This window comes from Mucilaginibacter sp. L3T2-6 (assembly GCF_030519355.1).
Classification (GTDB): Bacteria; Bacteroidota; Bacteroidia; order Sphingobacteriales; family Sphingobacteriaceae; genus Mucilaginibacter.
This window is the reverse complement of record NZ_JAUMKC010000006.1, coordinates 137,874-151,618: the sequence shown is the minus strand read 5'-3', so window position 1 is coordinate 151,618 and position 13,745 is coordinate 137,874. Positions and strand designations below refer to the sequence as shown.

The 13,745-nt window shown below is 44.7% G+C and carries 11 protein-coding genes; 2 read left to right on the top strand and 9 right to left on the bottom strand.

The features are described 5' to 3' along the window. Nucleotides 1-40: 40 nt before the first annotated feature. From Q3W13_RS09145 to Q3W13_RS09135, 3 genes are all read right to left on the bottom strand, one after another. On the bottom strand, nucleotides 41-3,241 hold the full coding sequence (locus Q3W13_RS09145; RefSeq protein ID WP_302863130.1) for an efflux RND transporter permease subunit: 3,201 nt from the start codon (nucleotides 3,239-3,241) through the stop codon (nucleotides 41-43). Nucleotides 3,242-3,364: 123 nt separating this feature from the next. Beyond that, nucleotides 3,365-4,504 (bottom strand): efflux RND transporter periplasmic adaptor subunit, encoded by a 1,140-nt coding sequence (locus Q3W13_RS09140; RefSeq protein WP_302863128.1) that lies wholly within the window; start codon nucleotides 4,502-4,504, stop codon nucleotides 3,365-3,367. A 211-nt stretch (nucleotides 4,505-4,715) separates the two neighbouring features. After that, on the bottom strand, nucleotides 4,716-5,318 hold the full coding sequence (locus Q3W13_RS09135) for a TetR/AcrR family transcriptional regulator (protein ID WP_302863126.1): 603 nt from the start codon (nucleotides 5,316-5,318) through the stop codon (nucleotides 4,716-4,718). 336 nt (nucleotides 5,319-5,654) lie between these two features. Here Q3W13_RS09135 and Q3W13_RS09130 point away from each other — a divergent pair, with 336 nt between their 5' ends. Both Q3W13_RS09130 and Q3W13_RS09125 read left to right on the top strand, forming a co-directional pair. Then, the gene (locus Q3W13_RS09130; RefSeq protein ID WP_302863124.1) at nucleotides 5,655-6,185 is read left to right on the top strand and encodes a 5'(3')-deoxyribonucleotidase; all 531 of its coding nucleotides are present in this window, start codon (nucleotides 5,655-5,657) and stop codon (nucleotides 6,183-6,185) included. 61 nt (nucleotides 6,186-6,246) lie between these two features. Then, complete coding sequence (locus Q3W13_RS09125; protein ID WP_302863121.1) at nucleotides 6,247-6,783, top strand: 5'(3')-deoxyribonucleotidase; 537 nt, start codon at nucleotides 6,247-6,249, stop codon at nucleotides 6,781-6,783. Nucleotides 6,784-6,861: 78 nt separating this feature from the next. Here Q3W13_RS09125 and Q3W13_RS09120 read toward each other — a convergent pair whose 3' ends face one another. From Q3W13_RS09120 to Q3W13_RS09095, 6 genes are all read right to left on the bottom strand, one after another. Then, a complete protein-coding gene (locus Q3W13_RS09120) occupies nucleotides 6,862-7,869 on the bottom strand; it encodes a hypothetical protein (protein ID WP_302863119.1) in 1,008 nt (335 codons plus the stop codon). A 3-nt stretch (nucleotides 7,870-7,872) separates the two neighbouring features. After that, complete coding sequence (locus Q3W13_RS09115; protein WP_302863117.1) at nucleotides 7,873-8,640, bottom strand: HAD-IIB family hydrolase; 768 nt, start codon at nucleotides 8,638-8,640, stop codon at nucleotides 7,873-7,875. Nucleotides 8,641-8,730: 90 nt separating this feature from the next. After that, nucleotides 8,731-9,759, bottom strand: coding sequence for a class I fructose-bisphosphate aldolase (locus tag Q3W13_RS09110; RefSeq protein WP_302863116.1), 1,029 nt, complete (start codon nucleotides 9,757-9,759; stop codon nucleotides 8,731-8,733). A gap of 221 nt (nucleotides 9,760-9,980) precedes the next feature. Beyond that, nucleotides 9,981-10,712 carry a 6-phosphogluconolactonase gene (locus tag Q3W13_RS09105; RefSeq protein ID WP_302863114.1) on the bottom strand — a complete coding sequence of 244 codons (732 nt, stop codon included), beginning with the start codon at nucleotides 10,710-10,712 and terminating at the stop codon, nucleotides 9,981-9,983. Nucleotides 10,713-10,726: 14 nt separating this feature from the next. Continuing rightward, the gene (gene bglX, locus Q3W13_RS09100) at nucleotides 10,727-12,961 is read right to left on the bottom strand and encodes a beta-glucosidase BglX (protein ID WP_302863113.1); all 2,235 of its coding nucleotides are present in this window, start codon (nucleotides 12,959-12,961) and stop codon (nucleotides 10,727-10,729) included. Between the two features lie 194 nt (nucleotides 12,962-13,155). After that, complete coding sequence (locus Q3W13_RS09095) at nucleotides 13,156-13,353, bottom strand: hypothetical protein (RefSeq protein ID WP_302863110.1); 198 nt, start codon at nucleotides 13,351-13,353, stop codon at nucleotides 13,156-13,158. Between the last annotated feature and the right edge of the window lie 392 nt (nucleotides 13,354-13,745).

Below are 13,745 nucleotides of genomic sequence, written 5' to 3'. Positions count from 1 at the left end.
GACCTAAACTTAGCTTTGAGCAGGGTTAACATTGCTTTATTTATACTATTAGTTCACCTTCCAATTCGGTAACGTGACGATCTTCGCCGTTCTCGCGATTTAACACTGCCATTGGAACGCCGCTGAATCTTTCCTGCAAGGCCTGGAAGATGACGAACAGCACCGGGATGATGAACAAGCCCAGCACAACGCCCGAAATCATACCCCCTGCCGCCGCAACACTTATGGAGTGGTTACCCTGAGCCGACGGACCGGTTGCTATACTCATCGGGAACAAGCCGAACACAAATGCAAGCGAGGTCATGATAATTGGCCTCAGCCTTAACTTGGCTGCCTCAATAGCTGCACTTATAAGCGATAAACCAGCCTTTCGCCGCTGCACCGCAAACTCCACGATAAGGATAGCGTTTTTGGCAAGCAGGCCGATAAGCATAATGAGTGCTACCTGTACATAAATGTTGTTCTCGATACCTTTCAGACCAATTGCTATAAACACACCTAGCACGCCGGTTGGGATAGAGAAGATTACCGCCAATGGCAGGATATAGCTCTCATATTGTGCCGATAACAGGAAGTAAACGAATATCAAACACAACAGGAATACCGCTGTTGATTGACCGTTTGAGGAAATCTCTTCGCGGGTTTGGCCGGTAAAATCATAAGTGTAGCCCAATGGCAATTGCTCCTTAGCGGTTTCTTCTATCGCTTTAATAGCCTCGCCTGAGCTAAATCCAGGTTTTGGGATTGCGTTTATCTCGATAGAGTTAAACAGGTTGTAACGCGATGCCGTTTCCGAACCATAAACACGAGTTAATTTCACCAGTGAATTGATGGGCACCATTTCCCCTGTCTTGTTTTTCACAAATACACGGTCGATAGATGAAGGGTCGGCACGGTCGGCAATATCAGCCTGAACCAGCACGCGGTAGTATTTACCGAAGCGGTTAAAGTCTGAAACCTGGGCACTGCCAAAATACACCTGCATAGTTTGCAGGATGTCTTTTACACTCACGCCGAGCTGGTTCGCCTTATCATCGTCAACATCCAGCTGCAACTGCGGATAATCAGCTTTAAATGAAGTAAATGCATAAGCCACAGCCGGTTTCTTCATCAGCTCGCCGATGAATTTGTTTGACACTTCGCTGAATTTATCCAGTTTACCGCTGGTTTTATCCTGCAATACAAAGTCGAGCGCCTCAACGTTACTGAAACCAGGTACGGTTGGGAAACTGAATACAAAGAAGCTGCCCCCGTGCACTGCACTCAAGTCGCCGCGGATCTGGTTCATAATATCATTGATATCTTTAACCTTGCCGCGTTCCTCGGGCTTCTTTAACAATACAAAGAAGATAGCCGACGATGGACTGTTTGACTTGGTCAGCAGGTTAAAACCCGGTACCGACGTTACAAACCTGGCAGCCGGATTTTTACCTACGGTGCTTTCAGCCTCGGCCATAACTTTTGAGGTACGGTCGAGCGAAGTACCCGATGGCGTATTTACCGCTATAGCGATGAAGCCCTGGTCTTCTGTCGGGATAAAACCGGTTTTGGTGTTGCGCACCATCAGCACTACAGCAAAAGTTATAATGGCGAGGCCCGTAATACCAACCCATTTGTTTTTGGTTAGAAATTTAAGGCCGCCCACATATTTGTTGGTAAGCGCATTAAAGTTGGTATTGAAGCCATTGAAGAAACGCTGCTTAAAGGTAGTTTTAACAGGTTCGCCATTGTTATCGTGGTGCAACGGTTTTAAAAACAATGCTGCCAACGCCGGGCTCAAAGTTAATGCATTGAGTGCAGAGATAACGATAGCAATCGCCATGGTAAAGGCAAACTGGCGATAGAACACACCGGTTGAGCCTTCAAGGAAACCTACCGGCAGGAACACCGCGGCCATTACCAGCGTGATAGATATCAGCGCACCTGTAATCTCATGCATCGCCTCCAATGTTGCTTCTTTAGGGCCAAGGCCTTTGTGCTCCATTTTGGCGTGAACGGCTTCCACTACCACTATCGCGTCGTCCACAACAATACCAATCGCTAATACCAATGCAAACAGGGTTAACAAGTTGATGGAGAAACCGAATATCGACATAAAGAAAAACGTGCCGACAATAGCTACCGGTACCGCAATGGCCGGTATCAGCGTCGATCTGAAATCCTGCAGGAAGATAAACACCACCAGGAACACCAGCACGAAAGCTTCAATAAGGGTATGTTTTACCTGGGTGATTGATTCATCCAGCGCAATTTTAGTACTGTAGAAGATATTATACTTAACGCCGTCAGGAAAGTCTTTTGCAGCCTTTGCCATCAGGTCGTTAATTTCTATCTGTATCTTATTGGCGTTTGAGCCTGATAACTGGATCACGCCGATACCGATACCTTTTTTACCATTTAAACGGGTGATGCTGGTATATGAATAAGCGCCGAGCTCAACACGGGCAACGTCTTTTAAACGCAACACCGAACCATCAGCGTTTGACCGGATAGGAATATTTTCATATTCTTCGGGTTTTGAGAGCTTACCTTTGTATTTAATTACATATTCAAAGGCCTCTTTGCTGCGTTCGCCAAAACGGCCGGGAGCAGCCTCCAAGCTTTTATCCTGTATAGCGGCAAAAACCTCGTTAGGCGTAACATGGTAGGTTTCCATCTGCGAGGGATTTAGCCAAACACGCATAGAATAGTCTTTTAAACCACCGAATATGCTCGCAGAACCCACGCCAGGGATACGCTTAATTTCTGGTATAATATTTATCTGTGCATAGTTGGCAATAAAGGTCTGGTCGTATTTTTTTTCATCCTCGGTATACATACCGATAGCCATAATGAAGCTATTCTCTTGTTTGGCTGTGGTAACGCCCTGTTGCACCACTTCAGCAGGCAACTGGCTGGTAGCTTGTGCCACACGGTTTTGAACGTTAACCGCAGCCTGATCGGCATCGGTACCCAATTTAAAATATACGGTGATAGCTAAAGTACCATCATTACTGGCAGTTGAGCTCATGTAGGTCATATTCTCAACACCGTTAATGGATTCTTCGAGCGATGGCGCTACCGAACGCAGCACCGTTTCGGCATTAGCACCCGGGTAAATGGCTGTTACCAGTACCGATGGCGGTGCAATATCCGGAAATTGCTGCAGAGGCAGCCTTGTTAAACCAAGCACGCCTAATATCACCAGTAAGGTAGATATTACTGTGGCAAGTACCGGCCTTTCTATAAATTTCTTTAACATGATTGTGATTTTTGAAGAATCAAGAGACAAAGAACTGGTAACCAGGACACCATCCAGGGCGTCTTGCAAATGTTCTTAATCCTTTTATCCCGATTCTTTATTCCTGATTCCTGACTCTGATAATTAATTTTTAGCAATTGCAGAGCCTTTGTCTGCAGTTTTTTGCTGAGGCTGGATAACTGTACCGTCCTGCAGGTGGTCAAAACCTGAGAGAACTATCTTATCTCCGGGTTTTACACCGTCTTTAACCAAATAATTGTCGCCGCTTTTACCCACAACGGTTATCGCCTGCTTTTTAACTTTGTTGTTGTCGGCCACGGCAAAAACAAACACTTTGTCCTGCATATCAATGGTAGCAGATTGGGGTACCATCAGCACATCCTTATGTTGTAAACCCAAACGAATTTTACCGGTATTGCCTGAGCGTAACAGGCCCTGCGGATTGGTAAAGCTTGCCCTTAGGGTGATAGCGCCGGTTGTTTTGTCGAACTGGCCGTCAATCATATCAACTTTGCCTTGTTTCGCGTAGATGCTGTTATCAGCCAATACCAATGACACGGTTGGCAATTGTTTCAGCTTGTCGGTTAATGTTGCTCCGGCGTACTGCTCCTTAAAGTTTACAAAGTCCTTTTCGCTCAATGAAAAGTAAACGTGTACGTCGTGAACGTCCGATAGCTGAGTTAGCGCTGCCGGGTCGGCCGGACCAACCAAACTGCCTTGTTTCTTTTCCAACCGGCCGATGTAGCCGCTAACCGGAGCTTTAATCAAAGTATACCCCAGGTTGATCTGAGCGGTCGCCACATTTGCCTTCGCCGATTCGATATTTGCTTTGGCAACCTGCAAGGCAGCTTTTGCAGTCTTCAGCTGGTAATCAGATACTACCTTATTTTCAACCAGCGGCGTTAACTTGTTAACCTCAAGTTCAGCATTGCCGGCTGCTGCTTCAGCAGCATGCTGGCTGGCCAGCGCGTTGTTCAATGCTGCGCGGAAAGGCTGTTCATTTATTTTAAATAAAGGCTGACCGGCGCTTACAAAAGAACCTTCGTCAACAAATACTTTATCTAAAGTGCCGCTTACCTGCGGGCGAACTTCTACATTCACGGTACCTTCTACCGATGCAGGATATTCCTGGTAAGTAGTGTCATTACCTGTTGCTATGGTGGCAACGGGCAATGACGGCGCCGGAGGCGCTGCAGCCGTTTGCGGCTTGGTAGAGCAACTGTATAGGGAGATTGCGAGTATCGCTAAAATTAAATTTTTCATGATTATTTTATTATCGTATTGATGCATTGTTGTGTTTTGTATTAATATCGGTAAGTGTTTAACGTCATTAAATAATTTAACATCGTTAATATGTTGGGGTGGAAGTGGTTTGTTGTTTTCATGGCTTGCTAAGTTTTAGTTGTTAATAATTAATTTATATTTAGTTAACGCCATTAAATAATTTAACAGCGTTTGAGAAAGTTGAAAAAAATTACGCGGTCATCGTCCGTATTATACCGCCTATCGCATCTTTCAATACCTGGCGGTTAATCTCGTCCGACCAGCCCCGACTTAAAAGGTTAATAGATACCAGCCCGTGCACTACCGACCAAAAGGTGTAATATTTGGTACAAATTACATCGCCTTCCAGGTCCTCAATATGCATTAACTCGCCGATCACCGCACTGAATAATTCGTAAGGTTTTCCTGCCTCAGGCAATTTATTTACCAGTTCGCAACTGCAGCTGGTAGCTACGCCAAACATCCCCTGGTAAAGCTCTTTATTTGCAAAAGCGAAATTCCAGTATGTCAGCCACATGTCTTCCAGCTGTTTAGCCGGCAACCGGTGCCTGTCGCGGGCCTCCACCAGTTCTCTTGATAGTTTCAAATAACCCTGGCGGGTAAGCTCCAATAAAATCGCGTCTTTGTTATCAAAGTATTCGTATATAATAGGGGCGGTATATTCAATTACGTCGGCTATCTTGCGCATGCTCAAAGCTTGCCATCCCTCTTCCTTAACAATCTGTAAGGCGGCCTCCAGTATATTACACCGGGTCTCTTCCTTCAGTCGTTGTATTCTGTCTTTACTTGCCATTTTACTACGGCATTAAATTATTTAACACCGTTAAGCAAATGTACAGCGATAAATTATTATGTGTGTTCATTTGATTGTCATTTAATTATCGGCGGAATGTCAGGAGGTTCAAAGTAACTTATCATGTATACCTAAGTTAATAGATAGTGTTACGGTTTATCTGTTTAATCTTCAAATGTAAAGAACAGCTAAACAGAAAGATGTTGACTGGCATCGTTATCTCAAATCCGGTATCTTTGCACTATAAACCTGCTTATAATGAAATATGCTAAGCGGTTTAACCACCGGTGACCAAACCTTCCAATATTTATATCATTTATAAAACCTGTAAATAAAATGAGAAAATCGATCGCCATCGATATGGACGGCGTCATTGCCGATGAGGAAACGCAGTTGTTAACCTGGTATGAGCGTCATTATGGATTGAAGATCCATCCGCATGAACTGATTGGCCGCACTGAATATGATGTTGTTCCCGAATTGGGTGCTTATGATAAATTTTCAGCAACACCGGGTTATTTCCGTACCACCCCGGTAATGCCGGGCGCTGTTGAAGCTGTAAAAAAACTATCAGAAGACTTTGATATTTACATCGTTTCGGCTGCTATGCAATATCCGTTGAGCCTGTCGCAAAAACTGGAATGGCTGGGAGAGCATTTCCCCTTCATCAGTTGGCGCAACATTATTTTTTGTGGCGATAAAAGTATCATCGGAACAGATTATATGATTGACGACCACATCAAAAACCTCGACAATTTTAAGGGAAAGACCGTTATGTTTAACGCCTTCCACAATGTTAACCACCATCACCACCAGCGGGTAAACAACTGGGACGAGGTTTTGGAGTTGATGAAGAAAGAAATTTGATTTATAAACTACGATTTAGGATAATGACATTCGCATTATCTCAAAATAGCTACTTTTAGCCATGAAAAAATCTATAGCCATAGATATGGACGGCGTAATTGCCGATACCGAAACACATTTTATTAACTGGTACGAGCGCGAGTATGGTGTAAGGGTTACCAAAGAGTCGATACAAGGACTGGAGGAAAACCAGATGTTTCCGAACAAGGAAGCTGCACGCAGGTATGCCTTTACGCCAGGATTTTTCCGCACCCTGCCTGTAATGGAAGGCGCCATTGAAGCGGTTAAGAAACTGATGGAAGAATACGAGGTTTACATTGTTTCGGCGGCAATGGAATTTCCGCAATGCTTACCTGAAAAGCTGGAATGGCTGAATGAACATTTCCCGTTTATCGACTGGCGGCATATTGTTTTCTGTGGCGATAAAAGCATAATCGGCACCGATTATATGATTGACGACCATATTAAAAACCTGGATTATTTTAAGGGAACGACCATCATGTTCCATGCTTTTCATAACGTTAATCATAATCATCACCAAAGGGCCAATAATTGGGAACATGTTCTGGAGCTTATGCAAGATTTAAGCAAAACCTAAGCGGTTTTACCATTAAATCATGACCTAAAGCAATCTCAACCAGGAAAAACATTGTAATAAACGGCGGCGTGATTTTGTTTAATTTTTGGCAACTGACATCAGCTCATCCAAAAGAGCAGGCAAATTCACGCTGGCGCAGGCGATCAATTCGTCGGCTGCACCATAATAAATATACAAGGTATCACCAAACTGTGCGGTGCCTGTAGGGAAACAAACATCGTCCACATCGCCGGTTAATTCATAATCCAGATCGGGTTTAAAAAGCGGGTAAGGCAAACGGGCGATCTCTTTCTGCGGGTTGTCTATATCCATTAGCGCCGCACAGCCGGCGTACTCATAATGCTTATTAATTACCCGTACGCCGTGGTAAATAATCAGCCAGCCCTTTTCTGTTTCTATCGGCGGGCAACCGGCGCCTATATAACATATCTCATGGTCATATTTTGGTTCAAGAAAAATATGGTCGCCAAAATTTGTAAAATAACATTTCCAGAAATCTTCGGTAAGTTCGTCGAGACTGCTTACCGATGCGATTTGTATATCAGGCTTTATACGATGCAGAAAGGTAAGCTTACCGTTTACCCTGCGTGGAAAAAAAACAAAGTCCTTATCAGCTAAAATGTTGGCGCCGGGGTTATAATCCAGGTATTTTTTGTTGAGCAGGGCATTATTCTGCGTTGCCAGGTCAAAGTCGGTATAGGTAATAATTGGTGCTATGATGCCTTTGCGGTCAAAGTTTACCAGGTCCGTTGACGTAGCCAGCGCGCCGAGCGCATTTTTGCCGTCGAAAGCCACATAGCTTAAATAATATAAGCCATCAATTTTTACCATCCGCGGGTCTTCCATGCCCTGTTGCTCGTAGGGGAATTTAGGGCTTAAAACAGGCCCGTTATGCTTCTCTACTATTTTCAGAGGGCCATCCAGCTTACAATAGCCTATGCACGATCTGTTTTGTTTATGTACAGCGCGATAAAAAAGATGTACGGTATTGCCTTCCTGAACTACTGCCGGGTTAAGCACCGCTTCATCTTCAAACGGAGTTTCCGAACAGTTCAGCACAACACCTTCTTTTTTAACGTCAACCATAAATTAAAACCCGTCTTTAAATTTTCCCTTATCCAAGCAGCCTATAATTCCTTCTATCACGCGTTTGGCTTCGTTAGAGTCCTTTACACAGACAGCATATGCGCCGGATTGTTTTGCCGGGTAGTCATTTCCGCCAGGAAATATGGCATCGCCTATAAAAATCATTTCGCTTATTTTAATATCCAGCACCTGGTGCAGCTTATGCATGCCATATTCTTTGTCGATGCCTTTTTTGGTAACGTCAATGGAGGTTGAGCCGCCAAGGTTCACATCAAATTCAGGTATCAGCTTATCCAGATGAGCCTTTATTTTCTTCCGTTTTTTAAAGTCAGGATCGTACTTCTTTTTTTCGTCAAGCGGAGCTGACTGCCCCAGGGCTGAATAAGTGATCTGGCTGCCACGGTCTTCTATAGCTTCGCCCCAAGTTTTTTTAACCCTGTAGCCCGAAGCATCAACCGATTTATTTATTGAATCTATTATCTTGTGTTTCTGGTCATCCGTAAAGTTCTCGGCATATAGCTGCTTCCAGCCCCGTTTGTATTGATAATACTTGGTTCCGCAGGTAGGTAAAATTGACAAGTTTCTCAGTTTTGCCCCTTTCGGCAAGTGGCCTAATACCTGTTTTTCGAATTGCGGCCAGTCGCCGCCAGACATTACGGCCACTTTGGCTACCGTCAACAACGCGGCTAAACGTTCAGCCATTTCCTTATCAATAGCTGCTTTGCTTTCAGCAAGTGTGCCGTCAAGATCGAAAACGATGAGTTTCTTCATTAGCTTATGGTTAATAATTGATGGTTCATAGCCGAATGTTCACAGTTGATAACGGGGAATAATTTGCGGTTTTACGCCATGATCCATCAACTATGCAAGCTTTTCCTCCATCTCTGGTTTATACTCTCCCCTTCGCGCTGCGTTGTTTAAACTTGCGCGTTTATAAAGGAGCTTTTGAGCGGCTTTAACATTTTTGTCGTCGCCCCTCCAAATGTCCATTGCAGGCTGTTGAATAGCGCGGGCAAACGAAAAGGTTAATGGCCATGGCAGCTTGCCTTTATATTTTACATGCATCTCGTTTAAATGAGCGCTGGCTTCTGCGGGCGATTGCCCGCCGGATAAAAATGCCACACCTGCCAATGTAGCAGGTACACTTTTGAGTAAAACCTCTACCGTTGCTTTGGATGCCTTTTGCACGCTAACTGGTTTGGAATTTCTTGTACCGGGCAGCACCATGTTAGGCTTAAGAATGGTAGCCTGAAGGTTCACCCTTTGTTTCTCCAGCTGTTTAAATAGTGTGGCAAGTACCTTCCCGGTAACTTTCGCGCATTTTTTCAGGCCGTGGTCGCCGTCCATCAATACTTCAGGCTCAACAATGGGCACCAGGTTATTTTCCTGGCATAGGGCAGCATAGCGGGCCAGCAGGTGCATATTGGCTTCAATATTCGCTTTGGTTGGTGTATCATCGCTGATGGTAATTACAGCACGCCATTTGGCAAAACGTGCACCCAGTTCATAATATTTTACTAACCGTTGGCGAAGGCCATCTATTCCTTCAGTGATTTTCTCGCCCGGAAAGTTTGCCATATCTGCCGTGCCCTCATCAACCTTAATACCGGGGATAATACCCGCTTTCTTCAAGATATCGATAAAAAGCACTCCTTCCTTAGTCGCCTGGTAAATGGTTTCATCAAATAAAATAGCGCCGCTTAAGCACCGGCCCAGGTTTGGGGTGGTTACAATCAGTTCGCGGTATGCACGGCGATATTCAATAGTTTGCGGAATACCTGCCTCTTCAAAACGCTTGTTGCAGGTACCAACGCTTTCGTCCATAGCCAGCAACCCCTTATCACCCGCCATAAGGGCAGTTGCTGTTGCTATTAGTTCTTCTGTTCTCATTGTGTAAATGTTTAATGTATCGGCTTATACAAGTTTAACACCTCAGTACTACAATTGTTGCTGGTAATAGGCATTGTTACAATTCTATGGTAAACGAGTTATCAGGTTACACCGATTTTGGGCCGGTTTCACCCATTAACAGAACTGAATAAATAGCCGGTAGCCCTACCCTCTCAATTTAGCGGTATCAGCAATGCACTTTTGGCATAAGCTATACAATATCAACTATGAACTAATTTTGTTGCTGCATCTTCATCGAGCATAACATAGCCGTGCGGCAATGTTTGGAAGATGGACGCAGGCACCTGGTTAGTTACTTCGCCCTGCAGCGCTTTGCCGATGATATCAGCTTTTTTTGCACCAGAGGCGAGGAGCATAGGAATGCCCGCCTCCTGCAGATGCCTCAGACCCAAGGTAATACCTTCCGTAAGTTTAGTTTCGCTTTGAAAATATTTTTGGCCTACCTCAACGGTGATGGGATCGAGCGGAGAGTGATGGGCATATGCGTTAAAATCGGCGCCAGGCTCGTTCAGGCCGATGTGACCATTCATGCCAACACCAACCAGCATAATGGCCAGCGGGCCATGTTCCTTAATAAAGTTATTCATTGCGGTACATGAGGCGTCTAAATCGGCGGTCTTGGCGTCAAACACCATCATCTGCGACGGGTGGATATTAGCCGGGGTAAAAAACGTTTCGTACAAAAAATTGGTGCAGCTGCCCGCATCGTTTTTATCCATCCCCACCCACTCATCCAGGCCCACAAACCATGTCCGACTAAAATCGACCTTGCCTTCCTTCGCATATTGCACCAACAACCTGTAAATGCCGGCTGGCGTGTCGCCCGAAGTGAGACAGATCAGGGAGTCCGGCTTTTGCTTTATTTGATTTACAATAATATCCGCTGCCGCGTGGCACATTTCGTCGTAGTTTTTATGTATGAACGTTTTCATTGATGTAGATTGAATTAATCAAGCAAAGTAAATTTATCCTGCAAACGGATATCGTCGGAAGCGCTGCCGATCATCAGCATAAAATCTCCGGGCTGGGTTATACGCTCCAGTTTGTCATTATAAAATGCCAGCTTGTCTTTGTTTATGATGAATGTTACGGTCTTCTTTTCCCCGGGCTGCAGCATTAGCTTTTTAAAGTCCTTCAGTTCTTTTACCGGCCTCACAGGCTGCGATACCAGGTCGCGCAGGTAAAGCTGGGCAACTTCCCCGCCTGCATACTTACCGGTGTTTTCAATATCGAATGAAACAGTTATGCTCCCGGTTTTCAACATCGATTTTTTGCTGAGTTTAATATTATCGTACTTAAATGTGGTATAGCTCAGGCCATGCCCGAAAGCAAATTTGGGGCTATTCAGCAAATCGATATAAGATGAAGTATAATTTACATCATTATCGGCATGTGGCGGGCGGCCGGTATTGTAATGATTGTAATAGATAGGGATCTGCCCCTCGGTACGCGGGAAAGTAACAGGCAACTTTGCAGATGGATTATAATTTCCGTAAAGTACGTCGGCTATGGCATTACCCGCCTGGTTGCCCAGCCACCAGGTATAAACAATCGCGGGTGCATGATCGGCGGTCCAGTCAAAAACCATGGGGCGACCGGCATAAAGCAACACCACTACTGGTTTGCCTGTTGCTATAACTGCCTTTATCAGTTCTTCCTGTATGCCCGGCAAATGAATATCCGAGCGGCTTTTAGCCTCGCCAGTCATGTCGAAACGTTCGCCCATAGCCATTACCACTACATCGGCCTGCATGGCAGTTTTAACGGCATCAGCGAAACCAATTTTACTGGTATCGGTTATGTCGCAACCCTGCGCATAAAGCAGTTTGGTAATTCCGGCCTGCTGCTGCATTCCCTCATAAAGCGATACTACCTGGCTTTCATCTCCTACATCCAGCGACCAGAAGCCTTTGTTCTCTTTTTTTAGCTTCACCATCGGACCAATCAAGGCTATCGAGCCGGTGTTTTTAGACAACGGCAACACCCGCTTGTCATTCTTCAGCAATACAATGCTTTTACGGGCTACATCTCTTGCGGCGGCAATAAACTCCGGCTTGTTCAGCACACGTTTTTCGCGCTCTTCGCTGCTGAAGCGATAGGGGTCGTCAAATAATCCAAGCTCAAATTTTTTTGTTAAGATCCTTCGCACCGCTTCATCAATTGTTCTTACAGATACCTTTTTATCGGCTACCAGCTTCGCCAGGTTATTAATATAGCTGCGGCTTTCCATATCCATATCGTTGCCTGCATTGATGGCAGCTTCAGCAGCTTCATAGTTATCCTTTACATAACCATGATTGATCATCTCACCTATAGAGCCCCAATCGCTCACTACGAATCCCTTAAAGCCCCATTTATCTTTCAGGATCTCACGCTGTAAATAGTGACTGGCGGATGCCGGCGTACCATTCAGATCATTAAACGAATTCATGAATGTGGCCACGCCAGCATCGAGCGCGGCCTTAAAGGGCGGCAGATAAACTTCCCAAAGTGTACGAAGGCTCATATCAACACTATTATAATCGCGCCCGCCGATTGCTGCACCATAAGCAGTAAAGTGTTTGGCACATGCCATTACAGCGTCAAGGTTACCAAGGCCCTTACCCTGGAAGCCTTTTACGCGGGCTGTTGCGATCAGCGAACCTAAGTACGGGTCTTCTCCGGCGCCTTCCATTACGCGGCCCCAGCGCGGGTCGCGGGCTATGTCAACCATGGGGGCAAACGTCCAGTGCACACCACCGGCGGCGGCCTCAGTAGCCGCAATACGGGCAGATTTTTCAATGGCATCCATATCCCAGCTTGCGGCCTCAGCTAATGGTATCGGGAAAGTAACGCTGTAACCATGGATAACATCCTGACCAAACAGCAGCGGAATTTTCAGCCGCGACTTCATAGCCGCTTCCTGGAAGACACGGGTATGCTGTACCCCCGTTATGTTAAGTATGGATCCTACCTCGCCCCGCTTTATAGCGTCCAGTTTATTGCCAACGTCGGTAGTTACCGGGCCGGTAGCGGCCCAGTCGCCATTATATTGGTTTAGCTGGCCAATTTTTTCGGCCAGGGTCATCTTTTTTAACAGGGCCTCTACTCTTTGCGGAATGCCTGCAGGCTGGGCATTGACTACTACAGCAGAGACACTAATAAAAAAGCAGGAAAGCAAAATACATTTAGCCTTGTTCATCCGGGAACGCTTGCGTGTTTAACGTATCAAGATTAGTGATTTAAATTTTAAAGCCGAAATTATGCCAGATGGGATAATGCTTAATTTCTATCCCGTTTACTTAAAAAACTTGCCCGATAGGCCGTTATCGAATAAAAAGCAGTCGTAAAATTAAAAAGCCGCTAAACAGGTTTGTCAGCGGCTGGTAGCGGATGCTATTTTACATCGCTTTTAATTTTGTCATGCCTTATCTCTTCTAAAAAGCCATGCTCATTTATGGCGTAGTTGGCTTCAGATGTGTCCGGGTAATCTTTAGGAAATCTAACAGCGTTAGTTTTTCTTTTATACGGAAAACAAACAGGCAAGACTAATACCGCAAGCAACGCGGCTATTTCAAGTAACTCGGTAAACATATAATTATTACTAAAATAAATAATGAGCAATTACACCTATAATTGGTTTGTGCAGAGGATTTTGCCCTCTTAAAATGAACTTAGGCGAAGTGCATATTGCTTAGCAAAGCTAAATCAATGCCAAATATTTTCATAGCGGTTTTGCATTACTTTCAAATTATCAAAAAAGCACAAATCAGGCTACATTGTTTAATGGCGAAACCCTGGTACACTATCATTTTGGTAATGTTTTTACCATTTTGATAGAATTTTTATTTGGACTTTTTTTTAAGAAAACAATTCCTCTAAACCTGACTGTACTATTTTCCGCCCTGTGTTAATTCATTATTTATACACTTTACAATTTCTTAACAATATCATAATGACAACGTTAACATTAAACGTTCTCTTTG

What these genes read in the sequence shown, in the direction of transcription:
- Q3W13_RS09125 (WP_302863121.1), top strand. Translation starts at nt 6,247, where the DNA reads ATGAAAAAATCTATAGCCATAGATATGGACGGCGTAATTGCCGATACC.
- Q3W13_RS09135 (WP_302863126.1), bottom strand. Translation starts at nt 5,318, where the DNA reads ATGGCAAGTAAAGACAGAATACAACGACTGAAGGAAGAGACCCGGTGT.
- Q3W13_RS09140 (WP_302863128.1), bottom strand. Translation starts at nt 4,504, where the DNA reads ATGAAAAATTTAATTTTAGCGATACTCGCAATCTCCCTATACAGTTGC.
- Q3W13_RS09115 (WP_302863117.1), bottom strand. Translation starts at nt 8,640, where the DNA reads ATGAAGAAACTCATCGTTTTCGATCTTGACGGCACACTTGCTGAAAGC.
- Q3W13_RS09105 (WP_302863114.1), bottom strand. Translation starts at nt 10,712, where the DNA reads ATGAAAACGTTCATACATAAAAACTACGACGAAATGTGCCACGCGGCA.
- bglX (WP_302863113.1), bottom strand. Translation starts at nt 12,961, where the DNA reads ATGAACAAGGCTAAATGTATTTTGCTTTCCTGCTTTTTTATTAGTGTC.
- Q3W13_RS09110 (WP_302863116.1), bottom strand. Translation starts at nt 9,759, where the DNA reads ATGAGAACAGAAGAACTAATAGCAACAGCAACTGCCCTTATGGCGGGT.
- Q3W13_RS09145 (WP_302863130.1), bottom strand. Translation starts at nt 3,241, where the DNA reads ATGTTAAAGAAATTTATAGAAAGGCCGGTACTTGCCACAGTAATATCT.
- Q3W13_RS09130 (WP_302863124.1), top strand. Translation starts at nt 5,655, where the DNA reads ATGAGAAAATCGATCGCCATCGATATGGACGGCGTCATTGCCGATGAG.
- Q3W13_RS09095 (WP_302863110.1), bottom strand. Translation starts at nt 13,353, where the DNA reads ATGTTTACCGAGTTACTTGAAATAGCCGCGTTGCTTGCGGTATTAGTC.
- Q3W13_RS09120 (WP_302863119.1), bottom strand. Translation starts at nt 7,869, where the DNA reads ATGGTTGACGTTAAAAAAGAAGGTGTTGTGCTGAACTGTTCGGAAACT.